This window comes from Siphonobacter sp. SORGH_AS_0500 (genome assembly GCF_031453245.1).
GTDB lineage: Bacteria > Bacteroidota > Bacteroidia > Cytophagales > Spirosomataceae > Siphonobacter.
In genome coordinates, this window is record NZ_JAVIYT010000004.1 from 78,574 (window position 1) to 100,139 (window position 21,566).

Consider the following 21,566-nt stretch of genomic DNA (forward strand, 5'->3'; position numbering starts at 1 on the left):
CGGCTTTGCCGAGCAACTGCAGGTTTTTAGTAGTAACCACTTCAAAAACACTTATGGCATTTTAAGAATGGTCGTTTATAAAATGCCATACATGTTTTATATTTGAAAAATACGTTAGCTGAACTTATCAGATTTTCTTATCTCTGATCCTTTTACTGAAATTGCAATGAAGTATATCTGTTATTACCGGGTATCGACCAAAGGTCAGGGAAGAAGTGGACTAGGCCTGGGCGATCAGCGGGCGATTGTGGAACGATACCTTCGGGAGACAGATTCGTTAGTTGAAGAATTTACCGAAATTGAATCGGGACGGAAAAGTGAGCGGCCGCAGTTGCAGGCGGCCATTCGGGCCTGTCATCAGCATCATGCCAAATTGTTAATCGCCAAGCTAGACCGGCTCAGTCGCAATGTGGCTTTTGTGATGACCCTTCGGGATTCGGGCATTGACTTCGTGGCCTGCGACCTACCCGATGCCAATACCCTGACGGTTGGGATGATGGTAACCTTCGCTCAGTACGAAGCCGAACGAACTTCGGAACGAACCCGGGCAGCACTGGCTCAGAAAAAAGCCCAGGGGTTTTCGTTGGGTAAGCCTGAAAATCTGAACATGGCCGCTATTGTTAAAGGACGAGAGATTCGGACGCAAAATGCCTTGACTCATAAAGCCAACGTACAGGCAACGGAGTTAGCTGCCTTATACCGCAACATGGGCATGACCTACGCTCAAATTGCCGAAAAACTCAATCAGACGCACTACCAGACGCGTCGGCAAAAAGCGTTTGAAGGAAAGGCCGTGTATCGTTTATTAAAAAGAAAAATGGCGAATGAAAAACCATTATAAAATGAAATGGCTGGTGTTCCCACCAGCCATGACAAAAGTAGTATTACCAAACAACCTTGGGCTAAATTATCGCTTCGCCCAGGGCTAATTTAATATGTGCTAAATGGTGCATCACATGCCAGGCCGACATGGCCAACGCCTGTTGCTGATTAATAAAATAGCCCCGCATAGGGTGATAATACGAAAGGTTTAACTGTTCTTCCGAAAGTGATTTAGCCAAATGAGCATAGCGTCGGTGGACACCCTCTAACTGCAACAACGAATCTTTAATGGGAGCATAGAGGCTATCCGGCGTAGCAGCCCAATCATCAATTTTAATGAGGTTTATTGTCTTATAATCAGGATCAGTAATGACCTGTTTCATGCGGGTGTAATGAATCATCTGAATATCTCCCACATGATGAATAATCTGCCGGATCGTCCAGCCTCCTTCCCGATACGTTTTTTGTAAATCCTCTTCCGTGAGGTTTTCAGTAACCAGTCCATAGGCCGCCGGGGCAGTTTCAATTGTATAGAGGATGCGGCCAAATTCTTCATCCGTATAGGTTTCCTGGAGGGCGAAAGGGCCAATGGGGAATTTCAGGTGATCCATCTTTTCGTTTACAGTTTACAATTTTCAGTTTTCAATTGCTCGCGACCCTACTGCCGCTTTCACTACACATGGGAATGCTTTACCAGATTAGACCCGAAAGGCTAAAGCACGTGAAATCATCTTAGCTTTCCAATGTCTTTTTAATTTTTGTTACCACCTGTTTAAAAATGACATTTTAGATAAAATGGATGTCTTGTTCCTACCCTATGGCAGATTCCCATCTACCTTTATAATATAAGTATGAATCGAACCCTATCTATTCATTTTCTGTCATTTGTTAATTTTTAGTATATACGTAAAAAGAAAAACCCTGGAAAGTGACTTCCGGGATTTTCTTGTAAAAACTGGTTTGTTGCTTACTTATCCCACTAAACCTTAGTTAATACGTTATTACTACCAATGCTCTATAATGATCTGGGTTGAAGCAATATACGTCATTATGACACATAAAACGCGTCACCATCATGTCATTTAGAACATCTATTCTGTCTTGGGTAATACTGGAAAACCTGATCAGCGATGTATAGTACGGTATCTTGCTGGATAAAATTCCGGCTTATAAAGGTGACTTCTATCTGAACCCGGCTATAGATCTAAGAAGATATACATCCAATCATAGAAATCGGGTTTTAGTATTGGATGTTTAGCACATTCCCTATTAAGCAATTCTTACGCTTAACCCTATACGTCATCAAGTCATACTGAGCACATTAGCCTCAAACCAGGCTTTCAATTCTAGCTTTGATAACGAGTAAACAAAAAAACCGTCCGGCATAGCCAGACGGTTTTCAATGAATTAACCCACACCTTTAACTTTTTCGGTGAGCAGCAAAGGTATAAAATTGTTGCCACTATTTAGGTTATTTCAAAATAATAGATATGATTTTATAGTTTTTCTAAACATTTGTTTATAAAACGGGTAGGTAGTTAAAAAGTAGGTGAGCTTACCGATTCTTTTACAAAAGCTAGTAAATCTTCATTTAAACGCTCTTTCTCAGTGAAGTACAATCCATGAGGGGCTCCTTCATACACAATATAGCGGGCACTAGGCAAGGCCTCTGCCAGACGTTCGCCTGAGGATTCAATAGGGACAGTTTTATCAGCATCCCCATGAATAATCAGTGTGGGTACGTTAATCGAAGGCACATCGGGACGGAAATCGGTGCTTGAGAAAGCCGCCGCACAGTCCAGCGTTGCTTTATAGGAAGCCGCATAAGCCCGTGCGAAATCTCCATCCAGGTGAGCCTGGCTTACAGCAGGGTTTAACAGACTTACGCCGTAGAACTGTTTGCCAAACGTTTGCAGGAAGTCCGCACGGTCCTGTAACAGATTTTCCGTAATTTCATCGAATGTACTTTGATCTACCCCGTCAGGATTATCTTCCGTTTTTAATAAATAAGGTGTTACCGCACTTACAAAAGCTACCTTGCTTACGCGAGCACCTGCGTAACTACTCATATAGCGGGCGATTTCACCGCCACCCATTGAGAAACCAACCAGTGTAACGTCCTCAAGGTCTAATGTATCTAAGACTGCTTTTAAGTCTGCCGCTAATGTATCATAATCATATCCATCCCAGGGTTGCGACGATTTACCAAATCCGCGTCGGTCGTAAGCAATTACGCGTAGTCCGTGTTTGGGTAGCTCATTAAGCTGGTAATCCCACATAGAACTACTCAGCGGCCAACCGTGAATTAATACTACGGGTTTGCCTGTACCTAAATCCTGATAATAAACTTCAATATCTTTACCGTTCGTATCGGTACCCACTTTTATAAAACTCATAGGAATAGTGTTTAATAAGTATTTGTTCGGATTAATTAACGTATGCAGGTATTAAATAAAATTGTGCCAGCTTTTCGAAATAAGTATTAGTTAATCGTTTGTAAATGAATAACATACTATGTAAACAAATGGTTAATAATTGCTTTCATTTGCTTAGATAAGGGGAATTAAGACCCGAATTAGGGCCGATTCAGGGTAAATAATTCCGGTATGTATTTTGGTTAATAGATGATTACTTATCAACGCATAACCCTCTCTCATAAGAGCTCCATTTTCTACCATGAATACTATTGACGAAAAGAAAAACTACCGCATATTTTACGAAATAGTAGTTAACTCACTAGCGGCTTCGCTGGTGAATAACTTTGTCTGGTTTGCTCTAACATTTTGGGTGTATCTCGAAACCAAATCGGTACTGACTACTTCCCTAATGGCCGGCGTATATTCGGGAACGGTTGCATTGACGGGCTTTTTCCTGGGTACTATTGTCGACCGTTATCCTAAAAAGAAGTCCATGCTGTTTTCCAGCTTGGGCTCACTAGTGCTTTACACGGCGGCTTTTCTGCTTTATAGCATAACTCCGCTGGCGGTTTTCAAAAATGTACAAAGTCCTGCTTTATGGATTTTTGTGCTTCTGGCTCTGGTGGGAGCTTTGGCAGGCAATCTGCGGGCCATTGCTTTATCCACGCTGGTAAGTGTCCTGTTACCCGAAGAAGAACGCGACAAAGCCAATGGATTAGTAGGAACAGCCAACGGCGTTTCGTTTCTGGTTGCTTCCATTTTTAGCGGACTAGCTATTGGTTACCTGGGTATGTTCTGGATGCTGGTTGTGGCCCTGGGACTCACTGTTTTGGTTCTTATTCATCTGGTTTTCAGAAAAATTCCAGAAAAAACCATTCAACATAGCGAGGAACATGCTCCGAGTTTCGATGTCCGAAAAACCATTGCCATCATCAATGCCATTCCGGGTTTGTTTGGTTTAATTTTCTTCAATTGCTTCAATAACTTCCTCGGCGGAGTATTCATGGCCCTTATGGATCCGTACGGGTTATCGCTGGTTTCGGTACAGGTTTGGGGGCTGTTATGGGGCTTACTTAGCCTTGGGTTTATTTTGGGTGGAATTGCTGTAGCTCGTAAAGGACTGGGAAATAACCCGTTACGGACACTTTTCCTAACTAATATCATCATGTGGGCGGTTTGTTGTGTGTTTACCCTGCACGCTTCTATTATTCTGTTAAGCATTGGCCTTTTCGTTTATATGTGCCTCATACCCGTTATCGAAGCCGCCGAACAGACCATTGTACAGAAGGTCATTCCGCCTGAAAAACAAGGGCGGGTCTTTGGATTTACCCAGAGTATTGAGCAGGCCGCTTCACCCGTCACAGCTCTGCTTATTGGCCCGATTGCTCAGTATCTGTTTATTCCCTACATGACTACTGGTGATGGCATTCGCTGGCTGGGCCCATGGTTTGGGACAGGAGCAGATCGGGGAATTGCCCTGATCTTCACAATTACGGGTATCATCGGCCTAGTTATAACCTTGCTCGCCATGCGATCCAAACCTTACCACACGCTCGCTAAAAACTACGAATCCTAACTTTGGACAAAATGACCCTTATTAATTAATACTTAATTATCAGACACTTATCAATAATTAATTGTACTTAACTGGTCCGAAGCCATGCTCTTTTTCTTTTGATTCATAACAGCGGGGTGGAATATTTTTTTCCTAGCGTTTCCATGGTCTTTATTTCTATTTCTCCGCCCACCGGATTAAACGCTACTCAACCCTATGGAAAAGAAACTTTCATTCAAAGGTATTTGGGAGGTACTCAAAAATACCTTCTCTGGCTTCTCGGATGACAAAGTCACCAAACTCGGAGCTTCACTGGCTTATTATACTGTCTTCTCGATGGGGCCACTGATGATTGTTATCATTTCCCTTTGCAGCATTTTTCTAGGCCGTGAAGCCGTGGAAGGGGAGATTTACCAACAGCTCAATGGCTTTGTTGGAAAAGAGACAGCTCTGCAATTGCAGGAGATTATTAAAAAAGCGGCTGTAAGTGGTAAAACAACGGTTGCCGCCGCCATTGGTATTGGTACGCTGATTATTGGGGCAACGAGTGTATTTGCCGAGATTCAGGATTCCATCAATACGATTTGGGGATTGAAAGCGAAACCCAAGAAAAGCTGGCTCAAACTCATTCAAAATCGCTTTCTGTCTTTTTCGGTAATCATTAGTCTTGCTTTCGTCCTACTGGTCTCTCTGGCCGTTACCTCCGTCATTGATGTCATTAGTGACCGTCTTCAGGCTCGTTTTCCTGATGTAACTGTGATTCTATTTTATATTGTAAATCAGTTAGTTACCTTCTCTGTCATCTCGCTGATTTTTGGTGTCATATTTAAAGTATTACCCGATGCAAAGATCAAATGGAAGGACGTTCGTTCAGGGGCGATGGTTACAGCCATTCTTTTCATGATTGGCAAATTTGCCATTTCTTTTTACATCAATCAAAGCGATGTAGGAGGTACCTACGGCACAGCCGGATCGCTCGTGGTGCTGTTATTATGGGCTTATTATTCGTCGATGATTCTTTACTTCGGAGCCGAATTTACCAAAGCTTACGCAATCAAATACGGTTCTGCCATTCACCCGAGTGATTATGCGGTAACGATTAAAGAAGTGGAAGTCGAGGTAGGAAAAAAATCCATTCAACACGCTCAAAAAGAGTCTTAATCCTGCATCAGTACGTACGATTCGTTAACTAAAAAGGGAGAGCCGGTTCAGAACCGGCTCTCCCTTTTTAGTTAACCTGAAACTCTTTACTTTCACTAAGCCATTGATGCAGAGCCTGAATAAGCGTTGCTTTCAGGATGGGTTTGGTTAAGTAATCGTCCATTCCGGCGGCCAGGCACCGCTCCCGCTCTCCGGCTAAAGTGCCCGCAGTCAGAGCAATAATAGGTACCTTCTTCCCTTCGGGCATGCAACGAATGGACTGCGTAGCTTCATATCCGTTCATTTCTGGCATCTGAATATCCATTAAAATCAGATGCGGTTTCTGCTGACGAAAAGCTTCTACGGCCTCTTTTCCATTCTTTGCCTCCTCAATAGTTGCTTTAGGAAGTATAATTTTAATCATTTTTCTCGCCAGCAACATATTAATTGGATTGTCCTCGACCACCAGAATCGTCACTTCTCCGTTTTCCAGGCATTGTTCAGTAGTAACGCTTTCTTTTTGAACCTGAGGCTGGGGAGTTTCCTGATGAATCTGTTCCAGCGTCTGAAAAAGCTGACTGATTTTTACCGGTTTAATTATTCGATGTACCAGTTTCAATTCTTCGCAAGCCTCATTGATTTGCGAGTCATCGGACGAGGTATATAATAGAATGACGGGCTGCGGAAAATCCTGCTTTCGAATCGTACGAATGGTTTCTATGCCATCCATTGAAGGCATGTAGTAATCCATCAGAATTACATCATAATGCCGCCCTTCCAGAAGCAGCTTTATGGCCTCATAGCCGTTAGCTACCGCATCGGTTTTGATTTTTTTCAGAGCCAGGATGTCTTCCAGAATGTGGCGATTGATCGTATTATCATCCACCACAAGCACCGATTTTATATGGCCAATGACTGTACTGATTTTTGACTCCTCTTCCTCGAATTCCAGATTAATATCACACCAGAAGGTACTACCCTTACCAAATTCACTCTCTAGCTGTAACGTGCTTTCCATCAGCGACAAGAGCTTATTGGTAATGCTTAAGCCGAGTCCTGTTCCTCCAAATTTCTTGGTCGTTGAGCTGTCTTCCTGAACAAAAGCTTCAAAGATTTTCCGTTGATTTTGGGGCAGAATTCCAATACCAGTGTCCCGAACCGCAAAGCGTAGTTCTGTTTTATTATTATTCGTAGAGATACGTTCGACAGACAATTCTATTTCGCCTTCATGGGTGAATTTTGCCGCATTACTTAACAAATTCACCAAAACCTGCCGCAAACGCACGGCATCCGTCCAGATGTAACGCGGTAAATCAGGACTGACTTTTAGTAATAACTCAATGTGTTTTTTATGAGTCTGGGGCGTAATCATATCCGCCACCTGATTAATCAATTCCTGTAAATCTGTTTTCTCTATACATAAATCCAGCTTACCCGCTTCAATTTTAGAGAAATCCAGAATATCGTTAATGATGTCCAGTAATGACTGAGCCGACTGAAAAACGAGATCACAGTACTGCTGTTGGGATTCGTCGAGTCTGGTTTTGGTTAATAATTCCGTGAAACCAATCACGCCATTCAAAGGTGTACGGATTTCGTGGCTCATATTGGCCAGAAATTCTGACTTGGCCTTATTAGCCGACTCGGCCTGCAAGTGGGCTTTCAGAGTTTCTTCTCTGGCTAGTTTCTGTTCTGTAATATCCTGGAATGTGCCGTATACCTGCACGCATACGCCATCCACAAAATCTGCTTTACCCACACTTTTAACCCACTTGCGTGTCCCTTTGGCGGTCACCATCTGTACTTCCAAATCCCAGGGCGTTCCCTCTTTCTGGGCCAACTCGAGAGCTGTCATGATTTTACGACGGCTCTCTGGCTCCTGATAAAAATGGAGAGCATCGCTCACATGAATGGGGCTTTCCCCTTCCAGCTCATGAATCTCAAAAGTTACTTTGGACCAATAGACATATTGTTCAAAAGGATTAAACTCCCACCCACCCACGCGGGCCATATCAGAAGTTTGTTCAAGCAATTCCCGGGTACGATCTAGCTTTGCTTCAGCTTTTTTACGATCAGAAATGTCATGACTCGTCAGGATTATTTCGTCATTGTCTTCACTGACCCGGGCTCGTGTTAATACCCAGCACCAGTGGCCATCTTTGTGACGAATGCGGTGTTCAACTGCTGGCCGGGGTCCTTTCTTGTCAAACGTTTCGGTTATGGCCTGATAACATTTCTCCAGGTCGTCAGGATGAACAAAATCGCTAGTAGGTTTACCAATCGTTTCTGAAAGCTCATAGCCGTACTGAGACGTCCAGCTGGGAGACATGTACGTACAAACGTATTCTCTATTGAGCGTAAAAAGAACATCACTCATGCTGGCCACGAGCGTTTCCAAATCCTTTTCAGTCTTCAAACTCTGGGTTAGGTCCTGTCCCAAAGCCAGCACTTCCGCTACTTCTCCATTATGATTCAATAAACCAATCAGCGTCCATTCGATCGTTATAATATTTCCATTGGCAACTCTTCGACGTAAGGTTAGCGACTGAGGAGTCTGCGGATTTTCCAGACAGGATAGAAATAGTTTCAGTCCGGTTTCCAGATCTTCTCCTAACACATGATCCTTTGCGAAAGAGCCAATCAATTTTTCCTGAGGTATACCCACTTCGTCTATAAAATACTGATTAGCATAGGTATAGGCTCCTTCCTGGTTTAACTTTAAAATATAAATGCTCTTACTATTTGCTATAAAATTATAGAGTAAAGCATCCTGAACCGACTTTAACTCTGCCTCTTTCTCGCGAGTAATGTCTACGTAAGATACCAGCATTTGTATTGAACTGCCGTCATCATTCCGAAGCGGAATTCCTTTGACACGAGTCCAGACGATTGAACCATTTTTATGAAAAAATCGAATGGTTTGCAGGAAAGAATCCTGAGGGTGTTTGAGGTAATGCTGAAGCTCCTTTTGGATATTTTGTAAGTCGGTAGGATGAACATATTTCATCCACTGATCGGTACCTTCAAATTCTGATGACGCATATCCCAGACTGGTCCAGAAAGTGGAGCCTAACCAGGGTTTATCTTTTTTTGTCAAATCACCAGCCCAAAGCCCGGATTCCTGAAGGAATTCAAGAATTCGTTCATCGGTGTTCATCAGTTGAAAGAGTTGCTCTCTTAAATAATTCATAAATCAAAGCCCGGCTTACATTGAATGCATGGGGGGATCATTTGCATACTTAATCCAAGCTAGTAAGCCAGGTTACAGAATAACCGCTTTACGTACAAATTTTAAGTATTAACACCCAAACAACCTACAATAATCAAGTTATACTTTCTTAAGCATTGTTAAAGTTCAAGAGGTGATCAAAACCATTCATTCAAATTCTGTGATCAATGCTCGAAGATACAGGGTAATTGCCTTCTACATTATTGTCTTTAGATGAAATACTTCATTCTCAGGCTGAGCTGTTATTTATACGTGATAATACAATGAATAGTAATACTTACCTAATAAAAGGTATTGTTAAAACAATTGTTTATAATTACTAAAAAAGTTTATTCACATACATCTACTATTTTCTATTTCATCTTTTGAAAAATACATAAAAAATGCCATAAGTAAAAAGGTTCAGTCCCGTTTACTTATGGCATATAGGGGCGAAATGTTATCTAGAAAATCCGAAAATATTTTCAGATTTACCACATGTCATTATTTCTTGCTTTTTACTTCGAGTAACTGTTCGGGTTCATCGGTAGTAATAAAATCTACCTTGCGATCCAACAACCATTGCATCAGGGCTGGATCGTTAACTGTCCATACATTGACCGTCAGTCCTAACTTCTGAGCTTCAGTAATATAGTCTTCCTTCGACTGCATAATCTTGTAATGATAGTCCAATCCGCTCAGCTTGTCGCTGGCTAGTTGTTCAGGTGTTCGATCACCCATTAAGTAAGCCACTTTTGCAAATGGGTCCAGGAATCTTACTCGTTTGCATACGTCATAATCAAAGGCAATGTATTCTATCCAGGCCTGAGCTTTCATTTCCCTAACTTTTTTCACCACGCGTTCTGTTAGGGCCAGAGAACGCTCCTTACCCATCGTCGAGGTCTTGATTTCTAAAATCAGCCGGGTTCCTTTCTGCTTCATGCCTTCGCTGAGGTACTCCTCCAGCGTCGGTAATTTTTCACCATTACTTAACTTTATTTCTTTCAACTGTTCCGTGGTGGCTTTTTCAATCGCCACGCCCTGAATGTGCGGATCGTGGTTAACAAACAAAGCGGAATCAGCCGATAGATGAACGTCGAATTCGCTACCGTAACAGTTTAGTTTGATAGCCCCCTGAAGTGAAGCCAGAGAGTTTTGAGCCGCCTCGGTATGCTTCCAGGCCCCCCGGTGAGCAATGACACCGTTTTGATGAAACGTGTTTGGAATGATTAAAAAATCCTGACTGATTTTACCCTGAGCCGTCTGGGCTTCTATCCTGACTTCATAACTTGCCTGCGAGTTGGGTTTCTTTTTGAAAAGAAGTTCCTGGTCCTTTGTTACTTTAAACAAACCCGCCTGAGGACCCGAGATCTTGAGGTGAGATAAAGCTCCTGTGGTAGCCGAAATTTTCCCGATTATCGGGTTATTCACCTCATACGCATAGTTACTTAACAATAACTGCTGGGCCTGAGTTGCACCAGCCAGCATCGACAAAAAGCTCGCGAGAACTACAAATTTTTTCATTAGATCAATAAATACTACAAACGGTGAAAACAAAGAAGCATGGATACTGAGCGAAGTCCAGTGGCTCGCTGCAAAATCCATGCTTCATATTGGTAAACGCTACAAAGTAGAGGCTTCCTTTCTATATTTCAAAAGTAGTTATCCTTTTATCCTTCTCATTTTTATAACTAAAGCCTGTTCATTACGCTTCATTGTCCTTCTAACGATTGGTGAATTACGATTTTCTGGGTTGTACCAAATTATCCGTACTCACTGATTTCTGCTTCGCTATTCTATAGATGCAAAGCATTTGAAACCGCCACTTTACCGAAATTAATATCGAAGAAAAACCGGGTGCCTTTGCCCAATTCACTTTCTACAAAAATCCGGCTGTTATAAAGGGAGAGTAATAAATGAACAATAGAAAGCCCCAAACCCGTGCCTTTGTACTTGCGGCTGATGTCGAGTGAGGCCTGAGAAAATTCTTCGAATATTAATTTCAGAGCATCTTCAGGAATACCAATACCAGTATCGATGATCTCAAAATGAATTGAAATCTGATCTTCTGTTTCTTGCTGAGAAGACATTCGAACGATTACGCTTCCGGTTTCCGTAAACTTGATGGCATTGGTTAACAAATTGGTGATAATCTGATTCAAACGCGTGGGATCTCCCAGCACCTGATCGGGTAAATCGGAAGCAAAGCAAACTTCCAGAAGCAGGTTTTTCTGACGGGACAGCGGCTGATGAATTCGAACAATTTTTTCCACCATCTCTTTCACCCTAAAAGGGATCTGTTCGAGATACATCTTACCGGCTTCGAGCTTACTATAGTCCAGCACGTCATTTAGCAAAGCTTGCAGGGTATTGGATGAAAATTCCAGCATATCAACCAGCTCCTGTTGTTGGGAAGTAAGGCCTTCCATGGCTAGTAAACCGCTACAACTAATAATGGGGCTCAAGGCATTGCGAATTTCATGACTCATCGTGGACAGAAACCGGGCTTTTTCCTCACGAGCCTGATTGGCCTGTAAGTATTGTTTCCTCAACTCCAGCAATAACACAACCTGATTTGAAAGATCTTGCAGGGCTTGAAGCTGATGGGTACTTAAACAATTGGGTTTCTGGTCAATCACGCATAACGTTCCCATGGCATAACCATTCGGCGTTACCAGTGGAATACCCGCATAAAAAACAACGAAAGGCTCACCCATCGTAAGGGGGTTATCCCTGAACCGATCATCCAGCCGGGCGTCTTCCACAATAAGAGGCGAATGAGGATTCAGAATGGCATGAGCACAGAATGATTCGCTGCGGGGTGTTTCCTGACCTTGTACGCCTAAGGTAGACTTAAACCACTGTCGGTTCTGGTCAATGAGAGTGATTAAACTAATAGGCGTTCCACAAATTTGAGAAGCCAGGCGGGTAATCGCATCGTAAGCTGGTTCGGGTAGCGAGTCTAATATGTCATAATCTCGTAGAGTCGCTAGCCGCTGAGCTTCGTTCAACGGAATGGTAGGTGTGATCATAAATTTTTCCTTTACTCGGGACGGTATTATTTCAGGGCAATGGCGACCGACCAATAGTAATAATGCAATGAAATGGCGATTTCATTTTTAAGCTACAAAATTTATTTATCATAAGTTAATGACTTTCTAAATCAATAGCTCTTTTTCACCAATTTTTATTTCTAGCTATGAGTAAAGTATAATTAATGGCAATGGATTGATCTTGCTGCACAATGGGATATTCAATCAAAAGAGGAAACCTTTATCCAATAAAACGTTCTCCTCTTTCTCTACTTATTTCAATTTATAACTCTCTTACCGACAGGGTTATACGTTTTTCGAAGGCACGAATCAGGCTGTTTTTTAATTCCGTGATCTGAATGGGTTTGGAGATGTAGTCGTTCATGCCCACCTGCAAGCACATTTCACGGTCGCCGGTTAGGGCATTGGCCGTCATGGCTATAATCTGAGGTTGTGCTATTTTCATTTTTCGTACCTGATGGGTAGCCTCAAGTCCATCCATTTCGGGCATCTGTACGTCCATAAAAATCACATCGTAGGGCTTTTGCTCAAGCATAGATAGCACCTCCAACCCATTGATGGCAATGTCAATAACATAGCCTAGTTTGCCCAACGTGCGAGTGGCAACTTTCTGATTGAAAATGTTATCCTCCGCAATCAGGATTCGTAAAGGGTATTCTTTTGAGAAGTCACTATCGAATAGCTGAGGCTTCGACTGAGCTGAAATCTGTGGTTGAACAGACCATTTCAACTGTTCCTGAATGGCCTGGTATAACTGACTTTGCTTTACTGGTTTGGTTAGAAGAGTGATTGAGAAATCTGACAGGCTTTGCCGGATTTCGTCGCTTACGGAACTTAGCAAAATCAGGGGCATCTGACTATGCATTTGCCTTACCTCACGAGCCAGATCAACGCCGCTCATGCCAGGCATTTGCATATCCGTAATGATAAGATCGAACGATTCTCCAGCTTTTAACAGGGCCATCGCTTCATCGCCAGAAGCAGCCAGACTGGGTTTCAGTTTCCACTGCTCTAGTTGTGACCGTAGGATGAATAAATTCGTCTGATTATCGTCCACGATTAGCACTTTCTTATACTCGTTACTCAGGGTATTAAACACGACATATTGCCGCTTGGATTCCGTGCTGATCTGAGTTTTGATGGTAAAACTAAAGGTTGTTCCTTTGCCTTCGGTACTGGACACGTTAATTTCTCCACCCATTAACTCGACGAGTCGCTTACTAATGGCTAGCCCTAAACCCGTACCTCCATACTTCCGGGTAGTGGAAGAATCTACCTGCGAAAATGCTTTGAATAAGCGTTGCAACTTATTTTCTGGAATGCCGATGCCCGTGTCGGTCACGTGAAATTGCAGCAGTACATCGGCGTTTTGCTGAGCTACGGATACCTTTACAAAAATCTCACCTTTGTGAGTGAATTTCAGAGCATTACCTACCAGATTAATCAATATCTGCCGGAGGCGTAAGCTGTCGCTCTTAATAAAAGCCGGAACGTTATAGTCAATCTGGTAAATAAGATCGATGTTTTTCTCGAAAGCCTTACTGGCGAACAAATCCAGGGTTTCTTCGATGCACTGTCGCAAATCTACTTCCTCATGCTCAATCTTGAGATTATCGGATTCAATTTTAGAGAAATCCAGAATATCATTGATAACGCCCAATAGATTTACGCCGCACTGGTGAATGGTTTGGGTATATTCCTGTTGCTCGCTCGAGAGCGTGGTTTCCTGCAAGAGAGCCGTCATACCCAGCACACCGTTCAGGGGGGTACGAATTTCGTGGCTCATCGTAGCCAAGAAAATACTTTTCGACTGATTCGCCTTTTCTGCCTCCTCGCGGGCTTTATGCTCCTGCTCCTGCTGTTCGCGTAATTCCTCGTTAAGAGCGTGTAGGTCATTCGTTAGCAAAACCAGTTCCTCTTTTTGCGAAAGCATTTCATCATTCGCCTGCTGCAATTCCCGGGTCTTGAGCTGAACCTGTTCTTCTAGTTTCTTCTGATTTCTCTGAATTCGGCGAATTCGTAACCGATACAGGCCGTATAACATCACCAAACCCACAAGGCCCAGCATCATCTGGAACCACCAGGTTTGCCAGAACGCAGGCACAATGATTACTTTAATGGAACGCCCCGTTCGATTCCAGACGCCATTATTATTAGAAGCCGCCACTCGAAAGACGTAAGACCCCGGATCCAGATTGGTGTAGGTAGCTTTGTTAACGTTCCCTACCATGTTCCAATCATCATCGAAACCTTCCAGCTTATACGCATATTGGTTTTTCCGTACAGCGGTATAATCCAGAGCTGCAAATTCAAAGCCAAAAGTAGACTGATTATGAGCCAGTCGAATTTCCTCTAAATAATTGAGTGACTGGGGTAATATTCCACTTTTATCCCCTACCTCTACCGGCTTATTAAAGAGAGAAAAACCGGTGAGATAAACCGGCGGCACGTAGCGATTCACTACGACCCGTTGCGGATCAAACATGACAAACCCTTTGCTGCTACCGAAGTAAATCGTTCCATCCTGTGCTTTGAGGTGAGCATTTTGAATGAATTCATTACTGAGCAATCCATCGTATTTGGTCAGCTGTTGTATCGTTTTGTGATCGGGATTATACTTGATCAGTCCTTTTAATGTACCCAGCCACAAATTTCCCTGATTATCCTCCTGAATGGATTGGATTTTACTCAGTTCTTTATTTCGAACACGCTGAAAGATATTATGACTAGGCAAGTATAAACTCAACGTTTTTTGTCCTACCCAAACGCGGTTATGCTTATCGCAATAAATGGCCTTGATGTATTGATCGGACGATTCATTCCTTTCACCTGGCGGAGAAAAATGCGTTAATTTCCTGGAATGTAAGGTATAGCGATTAATACCATCTTCGGTAGTACCGATCCATAAATGCCCGCCTTTATCTTCTTCGATGCAGGTTATATTTTCTCCGTGAAACCGATGGCCTGTCTTGTCTTTTATGATTCGTTCGAACGTTCGGGTATTTGGATTCATGCGGCATAAGCCACCGAAAAATGTTCCCACCCATAAAGTCCCCTCGTGATCTTCAAAAATTTTCCAGACATTATTGGAGCTGAGGGAAGCGGGATTAGCGGGATCTTTCTTAAAACGGGTAAACGTTCCCGATTTTCGATCCATCAGATTCAGTCCACCACCCCAGGTGCCAACCCAGAGGTTTCCACGGCGATCTTCCCGAATATCCAGCACCGCGTCACTACCAAGACTTTTGGGATCTCTTTCGTTGTGTTTGTAATGTTTGAACGTACGCGTAACGGGATCGAATCGATCCAGTCCACCCCCATCCAGCCCCAGCCAAACGATGCCTTCTTTGTCCTGATAAAAGGATTTTACTTCGTTATGCCCAAGACTTTGGGGAGAAGACGTCTGGTAATAAAAATCGAAGATGCTGGCTTGAGGGTTAAAGATATTCAGGCCGCCCCGCTGCACCCCCGCCCAGATATTCCCGGAGTAATCCTGTATGATACAGTTTACGGTGTTGTTAGAAATGCTTAAATTATTGGTGTAATCAAATTGGTATTTATCGAAGCTTTGGGTTTCAGGCCGATATAAATTCAAACCATTGTTTTCGGTACCGATCCAGATCTTTTTCTGACGATCTACAAACAAACTCATAATGACGTTTCCCCCCAAGCTACCTGCCTCTAGCGAGCTATGCCTGAAATGCTTTGATTCATGCGTTCGGGGATTCCATCGGTACAAGCCCTGACTATTGGTGCCAATCCACAGATTACCGTCCGTGTCTTCCGCCAGCGAACGAATATATTCCTGAGCTAACAGAGGATCCAGATGCATTTCGGGAATAGCGGGAATAAACTGATTTCGTCTTCGATCCAAACGATTCAAACCCTGTTGCGTCCCCACCCAAAGCTGACCTTTGTTGTCTTCAATGATTTTAGTAACGTGATCATCACTCAACCCCCGTCCAGTTACCGGATTATGACGGTAATGAATAAACGTATGGTTTTGGCGATCAAAGCGATTAATCCCTCCTCCATAAGTGCCAATCCATAAATTATGCTGGTGATCTTCGTAGATACTGCAGATATTATTAGTACTAATCGAACGGGAATCTGAAGGATCATGTACATACCGAACAAACGTATTCGTAGCCCGATTGTAACGATTAAGACCATTAGGCGTGCCGACCCAGAGGTTATGCTCATGGTCTTCGTAGATACTGCGAATATTGTTATCCGTCAGCGTCTGTTTATTGCGGGGCTGATTACGATACACCACCATGCGGTGTCCTTCGTATTTATTTAACCCATCGTACGTGCCGACCCAGATAAAGCCTTCACTATCTTGAATCATGCACAAAACGTTACTCTCTGAAAGCCCATGGTCAGTAGTAATGTGCGAAAATCGGATAGGAATTTGTTGAGATCTGGCGGTTATCCCGAACAATAGGAGTATAGCTAAACTCCAACCTATTTTCATAAAATCAAAACAACATTGTGTTAGGTGTATTCGAGGCTAAGATAGATCATACTTTTTAATAATCCTTAAATCTATAGTTACTTCCAATTACCCAAATGATTTACTAGATCTATACGTTAATTTACTAATGGTGGTATTAATGTACTCATACTTAAGCTATTTTCTACTATTTAGCGAATTTTAAATAATCCAAAAACAATTGAAGCCTGTTCTGATTTTCATACATGGCGAACGATCCACAATCACTTCTCGTTAGCTGGTCATCCGTGTAAACTTTATAGATGATTCAATTATACTCCTGTGCATCGACCTTTAAGCCGTTTGGCCACCCCCGCTAAATACACTCCTATGATTCTGGACCCTACTTATCAGGCAGCCCGATTAGTAGCCGAAACGCTGGAAAGTCATTTTTCTTTACAATTAAGCTCTACCTGCCGGGCCAAATGCCAGCCCATGGCTCCTACCCCACCCGCCCGCGTCATTGAAGCCATGATTGATGCAGCTTTCTGGGCTAGTTTGCGGCACGAAGAGGGATATTCTCCTAAAATATCTTTAGCGTATATACCGGCCTCCATGGCGGATCAGCCTTTGTTGTTTGAACACCGGTTTCCGCTTAGTCCCGCTATTTTGACCAAATTGGCTCCCGCCGTTGAAAGACCGGGCATTCACCTAGGTATTGGGTATGAAAACGACGAACTCTTCATCTGGGGCACTACCCGCGAAATTCCGGGGAACTGTTTTGTGCTGGAAGTCATCGAGCCCGGTTTGCTGATTGTTAAGCACCGAAGATTATCTGGGTATGGAAAGTTTGTGAACGTTGCCATTCTTAAAGGCGATCAGGTAAAAATTGTGGATCATACCATTACCGACCTGCCCGATTACCTAGCGAGCCTTACGTCTTTGAGCGGATTTCAGTCTAACGACGCTAAAAATGTGTTGGTACAACTCGCCGTTTCCATGCGTGCTCATGGTCGGGGTGGTTCACTGTTGGTCGTTCCTTCCGAAAGCCAAACCTGGCGGGAGTCTATCATTGAGCCCATTACTTACCCCATTGTCCCAACGTATTCTCACTTGGCTAGTCTCATGAAGGAAGGAACGGATACGGCTTCTTCCTGGAAAGGAACCCTCGGACTGGCCGTAGAAAGCATGGCCGGATTAACTGCCGTGGATGGAGCCACTATTATTAACGATCAATACCAATTATTAGGATTTGGAGCCAAAATTGGCCGTTCAGACCACAGCAGCCGGGTGGAACAAATCCTCGTTTCCGAGCCTATTCTTGATCAGGTTGCAACGGTTGTTCATCCCACGCATACCTGGGGAACCCGGCATTTATCCGCTGCTCAATTTGTTCATGACCAGCGGGACGCCATCGCCTTGATTGCCTCTCAGGATGGGCGTTACACCGTCTTCACCTGGTCGAAGGCGGAAGACATGGTTCACGCTCACCGAATTGATGCGTTGTTGCTTTAATTCACAATCGATAGTTTAATTCTTTATTAACCTCAGGCCGAAGCCTGAGGTTATTTTTTTAGCTATTTCTTGATCTAATGATTAGGCCTCTCCACCTTTCCTATTCTTCTTTTTCTATTATTTTTTCTGCTTACTGATAACCTTTCCCCGGAATCTACATAGGTAAATGCTTCCACCTTGCTGAACGACGTTTATTCAATCCACGTGCAAAATTATTATTTCACAAAATGATAAGTAACTTTAGGATGAATACCTACTTGCCTATATGTCCGAAATTGAACCCTCTCATTCATCGAAACCCTCTCACGCCCGGTTCCCTGAAGAAGAAAAACAGTATTATGCTCTTTTGGAGAATAACCCCAAAGCCTGGGAAGAGCTATACCTCAATGTAATGAAAACCTTTATCCCTTATGTATTAAATCGTAGCTCGATTTCCAGTGACGATGCTTACGATCTTTTACAAGAAGGCTTATCGATCTGTCTGGCTAATATCCGGGAAAAGAAGTTTGTTTTTCAGGGAAAGCCCATTGCGGCTTATGCCAACGCAATTTGCCAGAAACAGTGGCTGTCTCATCTCCGCCGAACTAAGAACAACCGATTTAAAATCTATCAGGAGCCGACGGCAAATGAGGTGGATTTGATAGATGATCTCATTCAGGGAAACGAATCAGAAGATTCAGCCCTGGAAAAAGAACTGGCGGAATCCCAAAGCATCTGGTCCGACGACGATCAGGAGGCTGATTATGAAGCACTTGATCGGGCTCGAAACGAATTAGGTCGCCAATGTCAGGTAATGATTGATTGCTTTTACGTGCAGGGAAAATCACTGGCTGAATGTGGTGAAATATTGGGTATTCAGGAAGGTTCTGCTAAAGTAAAACGCTTTCGGTGCGTACAACGACTCAAGGAATTATACCTCGGTTATCGAAAAAAATAAGTCATGGAATTAAGAGAAGAACTACTCGTACAAATAGGCTCATACCTTAACAACCAAATGCCAGATGCTGAACGTCAGGCTTTTGAAAAGCAATTACAAGCGGATCAATCATTACAGCAAGAAGTACAACTGCAGAAGGAAATCAAGAAGGGATTAATCTTACTAGCTGATAAAAACCGTTTTCGTGAGATTCATCAGGAACTTCTTGATCGAAACGAGTTACCTGTTTTTGAAACGAATGCTTCGGAAGAACCCAAGGTAATCTCACTGCACCCGGCTGAACCCGTGAAAAAAATCAATCGCTGGATTCCATTGGCAACAGCGGCGGGGCTGGCCTTACTCTTGGGCATTGGTTGGTTTTATCTGCAACCCAATCGTCAGGCAAGTTCAGGAGCCAGTCCCAGCGAACAATTAGCCAGTCGTTACCTGACTGATTCCGTAAAATCGGCTCCCGTACTCCCTTATGACCCAGATCGGCTCGGAGCGGGCGGAATAGACGAGGCCGCCCAAAACGACTCCATTCAATTGCAACAAGCCGTAACTCTATTACGGCAAAATCAGACCCGGCAGGCCATAACTGAACTGCACAGTTTAACCGAAGAGGTTCATAATCACTGGGATGCGGTAGCCCAGTGGTACTTAACGCTGGCTTATTTCAAAAATAGTCAGCCCGATCAGGCCCGGAAGTTGTTAGGAGAGATTGAAAAAACAAACGGTCATCCTTATCAGGCTGAAGCTCGACAATTGCTAGCTGATTTATCAAAAAACGAAGTAAAGTAATGCGTGGGTTAGGAATCGTTCTGGCTGGATTTATACTCCTCCTCTCAGGAAATATTGAGGCACAGCCACTGCCCCAAACGGGAATGTTACTGGATGATGAGGCGTATGAGCATTTGCCTTTTGAGCCTGTCTTGACGAAAGCTCCGTTGCCTGCTCAGGTAAGTTTCGAAGCCTATTGCCCCAGCGTGCAAGGACAAGGTACCTACAGCACCTGTGTGGGTTTTGCCTGCGGTTATTACCTGCATACGATTCTGGAAGCGAAAAAACGGGGGTTAAAGAATCAGGTAGCCATTAATAAACTTGCCTTCTCTCCGGGTTATCTCTACGAAAAAGCCAAGCTGGGCAGCGACTATGACTGCTCACAGGGCGTGTATCTAACGAAGGTTTTACAGCTTATGCAGGAAGTTGGGAATACGTCCTGGCAGAATTTTCCTTACCCGGCCTGTGGTGAAAAAACAGCCCGTGTTGATCCCATTGCCAACCGTTATCGGATTAAGGGTTATGAGCGAATTTTTAAAGTTCAGGATAGCGAAGCGGCTAAAATTCAAGCTCTGAAAAGGGCCCTGTCGGAAGGTAATCCGGTGGTGGTGGGAATGGTTATTCCTGCCTCATTCTATTACACCAAGAAGGTATGGCAGGCAGCTCCCGGTGATGATCCTCAAAACAGGGATCTTAAAGGTCATGCTCTCTGCATTATTGGTTACGACGATCAACAATCAGGAGGAGCGTTTCGAATCATTAACAGTTTCGGAAAAACCTGGGCCGATCAGGGTTTTTGCTGGATTACCTACCGCGACATGGCCCGTTTTGTCCGATATGGTTTTGTGGTGAAGGGGATTTAGTTGTTGTTAGTTGTTAGTTGTTAGTTGTTAGTTGTTAGTTGTTAGTTGTTAGTTGTTAGTTGTTTATCAAATAAATTTATTCCTCAAAAAACAGTCTCTAGTCCTCCGCTGCCAGCGTGGTCCGGCCAGCTTTTTCGCTGATAGTAATTAACCACCAAACCCGCTGCCAGCTTTTCGCTGGCAGCAATAACCTAGGCTATGAGGTCTATTTTGGTCAAGTAAGAGATTACTAGCCACTAAAACAGCGTCTGCGACGCTATTAGTTAACTTTCCCCGCCATTACCGCTTTAATACGATCATCCTCGCAGACGATATCATAGTAATACCCATCCTGAAAAGCTACCCGCGAACCACACTTGCAACAATTGGTAGTATAGCCTTCCGTTTGCATGATTTTTCCTCCTTTTCCATCCGCAACAAAATACAGAGATTCACAATCCAGACAATGTTCGGAACCTTTGATTTTAGTACCCTTGGCCGGAAATTGGGGAGGTGTAGGTCTTTCAATGGTATCTGTACGTATGGTTACTTCCGTATCGGTTATAGCATCTGCTTTTTCTGTTGAATCTGATGTAACCCCTGGTTTTGACTCCTCTATGTTAACCTGCTTAGTTTCACTCGAAACAGGCCACATGAATCCGCCAATAATCACTCCCACCAAAACTAAAATTCCTGCCAGGACCATGGCTACTTTAGGCCAGAGGGAAGCCTGCGTTTTCGCCGCCGGAACTTCAAATAAGGGTTTCTGACAAGCCGGACAAACAAACGCCTGCGTTTCCTCCAGCATAAATAATTCCTTCGACTTAGCCTTTGGGCAATGGTTATCAAAATTGGTACACTTGCCGTAACGTTTCATAGCCTA

The 21,566-nt window shown here is 43.4% G+C and carries 14 protein-coding genes; 7 read left to right on the forward strand and 7 right to left on the reverse strand.

Features of this window, described 5'->3' with window-relative positions:
* Positions 1-166: 166 nt before the first annotated feature.
* A complete protein-coding gene (locus QE357_RS20945; RefSeq protein WP_309711949.1) occupies positions 167-841 on the forward strand; it encodes a recombinase family protein in 675 nt (224 codons plus the stop codon).
* Between the two features lie 61 nt (positions 842-902).
* Here the strand turns inward: QE357_RS20945 and QE357_RS20950 are convergent, their stop codons facing one another.
* Positions 903-1,433 (reverse strand): YfiT family bacillithiol transferase, encoded by a 531-nt coding sequence (locus QE357_RS20950; RefSeq protein ID WP_307143601.1) that lies wholly within the window; start codon positions 1,431-1,433, stop codon positions 903-905.
* 927 nt (positions 1,434-2,360) lie between these two features.
* Positions 2,361-3,218 (reverse strand): alpha/beta hydrolase, encoded by an 858-nt coding sequence (locus QE357_RS20955; protein WP_309711954.1) that lies wholly within the window; start codon positions 3,216-3,218, stop codon positions 2,361-2,363.
* 280 nt (positions 3,219-3,498) lie between these two features.
* Between QE357_RS20955 and QE357_RS20960 the strand changes: the two genes are divergently transcribed.
* Together QE357_RS20960 and QE357_RS20965 are read left to right on the forward strand one after the other, a co-directional pair.
* Positions 3,499-4,815 (forward strand): MFS transporter, encoded by a 1,317-nt coding sequence (locus QE357_RS20960; RefSeq protein WP_309711957.1) that lies wholly within the window; start codon positions 3,499-3,501, stop codon positions 4,813-4,815.
* Between the two features lie 195 nt (positions 4,816-5,010).
* On the forward strand, positions 5,011-5,955 hold the full coding sequence (locus QE357_RS20965) for a YihY/virulence factor BrkB family protein (RefSeq protein WP_309711960.1): 945 nt from the start codon (positions 5,011-5,013) through the stop codon (positions 5,953-5,955).
* Between the two features lie 67 nt (positions 5,956-6,022).
* Here QE357_RS20965 and QE357_RS20970 read toward each other — a convergent pair whose 3' ends face one another.
* From QE357_RS20970 to QE357_RS20985, 4 genes are all read right to left on the reverse strand, one after another.
* Positions 6,023-9,124, reverse strand: a complete 3,102-nt coding sequence (locus tag QE357_RS20970) for a PAS domain-containing protein (protein WP_309711963.1) — start codon at positions 9,122-9,124, stop codon at positions 6,023-6,025.
* A gap of 522 nt (positions 9,125-9,646) precedes the next feature.
* Complete coding sequence (locus QE357_RS20975; protein ID WP_309711966.1) at positions 9,647-10,666, reverse strand: glycerophosphodiester phosphodiesterase family protein; 1,020 nt, start codon at positions 10,664-10,666, stop codon at positions 9,647-9,649.
* 272 nt (positions 10,667-10,938) lie between these two features.
* Entirely contained in the window at positions 10,939-12,174 is a 1,236-nt protein-coding gene (locus QE357_RS20980) for an ATP-binding protein (RefSeq protein ID WP_309711969.1), read from the reverse strand.
* 283 nt (positions 12,175-12,457) lie between these two features.
* Positions 12,458-16,672, reverse strand: a complete 4,215-nt coding sequence (locus QE357_RS20985; protein WP_309711972.1) for a two-component regulator propeller domain-containing protein — start codon at positions 16,670-16,672, stop codon at positions 12,458-12,460.
* A gap of 300 nt (positions 16,673-16,972) precedes the next feature.
* Between QE357_RS20985 and QE357_RS20990 the strand changes: the two genes are divergently transcribed.
* The 4 genes from QE357_RS20990 (at position 16,973) to QE357_RS21005 (ending at position 20,704) form a co-directional block, all read left to right on the forward strand.
* Complete coding sequence (locus QE357_RS20990) at positions 16,973-18,145, forward strand: putative sensor domain DACNV-containing protein (RefSeq protein WP_307143609.1); 1,173 nt, start codon at positions 16,973-16,975, stop codon at positions 18,143-18,145.
* Between the two features lie 265 nt (positions 18,146-18,410).
* Positions 18,411-19,082, forward strand: a complete 672-nt coding sequence (locus QE357_RS20995) for a sigma-70 family RNA polymerase sigma factor (protein ID WP_309711976.1) — start codon at positions 18,411-18,413, stop codon at positions 19,080-19,082.
* Positions 19,083-19,085: 3 nt separating this feature from the next.
* Positions 19,086-19,862, forward strand: coding sequence for a hypothetical protein (locus QE357_RS21000; protein WP_309711978.1), 777 nt, complete (start codon positions 19,086-19,088; stop codon positions 19,860-19,862).
* Complete coding sequence (locus tag QE357_RS21005; RefSeq protein WP_309711981.1) at positions 19,862-20,704, forward strand: C1 family peptidase; 843 nt, start codon at positions 19,862-19,864, stop codon at positions 20,702-20,704. Before QE357_RS21000 ends, QE357_RS21005 begins: the two co-directional genes overlap by 1 nt.
* Positions 20,705-20,963: 259 nt before the next feature.
* Here the strand turns inward: QE357_RS21005 and QE357_RS21010 are convergent, their stop codons facing one another.
* On the reverse strand, positions 20,964-21,560 hold the full coding sequence (locus tag QE357_RS21010) for a hypothetical protein (protein WP_309711984.1): 597 nt from the start codon (positions 21,558-21,560) through the stop codon (positions 20,964-20,966).
* Positions 21,561-21,566: the final 6 nt, after the last annotated feature.

Coding starts and splice junctions, on each gene's coding strand:
- QE357_RS20975 (WP_309711966.1), bottom strand. CDS start 10,666: ATGAAAAAATTTGTAGTTCTCGCGAGCTTTTTGTCGATGCTGGCTGGT.
- QE357_RS21010 (WP_309711984.1), bottom strand. CDS start 21,560: ATGAAACGTTACGGCAAGTGTACCAATTTTGATAACCATTGCCCAAAG.
- QE357_RS20960 (WP_309711957.1), top strand. CDS start 3,499: ATGAATACTATTGACGAAAAGAAAAACTACCGCATATTTTACGAAATA.
- QE357_RS20985 (WP_309711972.1), bottom strand. CDS start 16,672: ATGAAAATAGGTTGGAGTTTAGCTATACTCCTATTGTTCGGGATAACC.
- QE357_RS20995 (WP_309711976.1), top strand. CDS start 18,411: ATGTCCGAAATTGAACCCTCTCATTCATCGAAACCCTCTCACGCCCGG.
- QE357_RS20950 (WP_307143601.1), bottom strand. CDS start 1,433: ATGGATCACCTGAAATTCCCCATTGGCCCTTTCGCCCTCCAGGAAACC.
- QE357_RS20980 (WP_309711969.1), bottom strand. CDS start 12,174: ATGATCACACCTACCATTCCGTTGAACGAAGCTCAGCGGCTAGCGACT.
- QE357_RS20965 (WP_309711960.1), top strand. CDS start 5,011: ATGGAAAAGAAACTTTCATTCAAAGGTATTTGGGAGGTACTCAAAAAT.
- QE357_RS21000 (WP_309711978.1), top strand. CDS start 19,086: ATGGAATTAAGAGAAGAACTACTCGTACAAATAGGCTCATACCTTAAC.
- QE357_RS20955 (WP_309711954.1), bottom strand. CDS start 3,218: ATGAGTTTTATAAAAGTGGGTACCGATACGAACGGTAAAGATATTGAA.
- QE357_RS21005 (WP_309711981.1), top strand. CDS start 19,862: ATGCGTGGGTTAGGAATCGTTCTGGCTGGATTTATACTCCTCCTCTCA.
- QE357_RS20970 (WP_309711963.1), bottom strand. CDS start 9,124: ATGAATTATTTAAGAGAGCAACTCTTTCAACTGATGAACACCGATGAA.
- QE357_RS20945 (WP_309711949.1), top strand. CDS start 167: ATGAAGTATATCTGTTATTACCGGGTATCGACCAAAGGTCAGGGAAGA.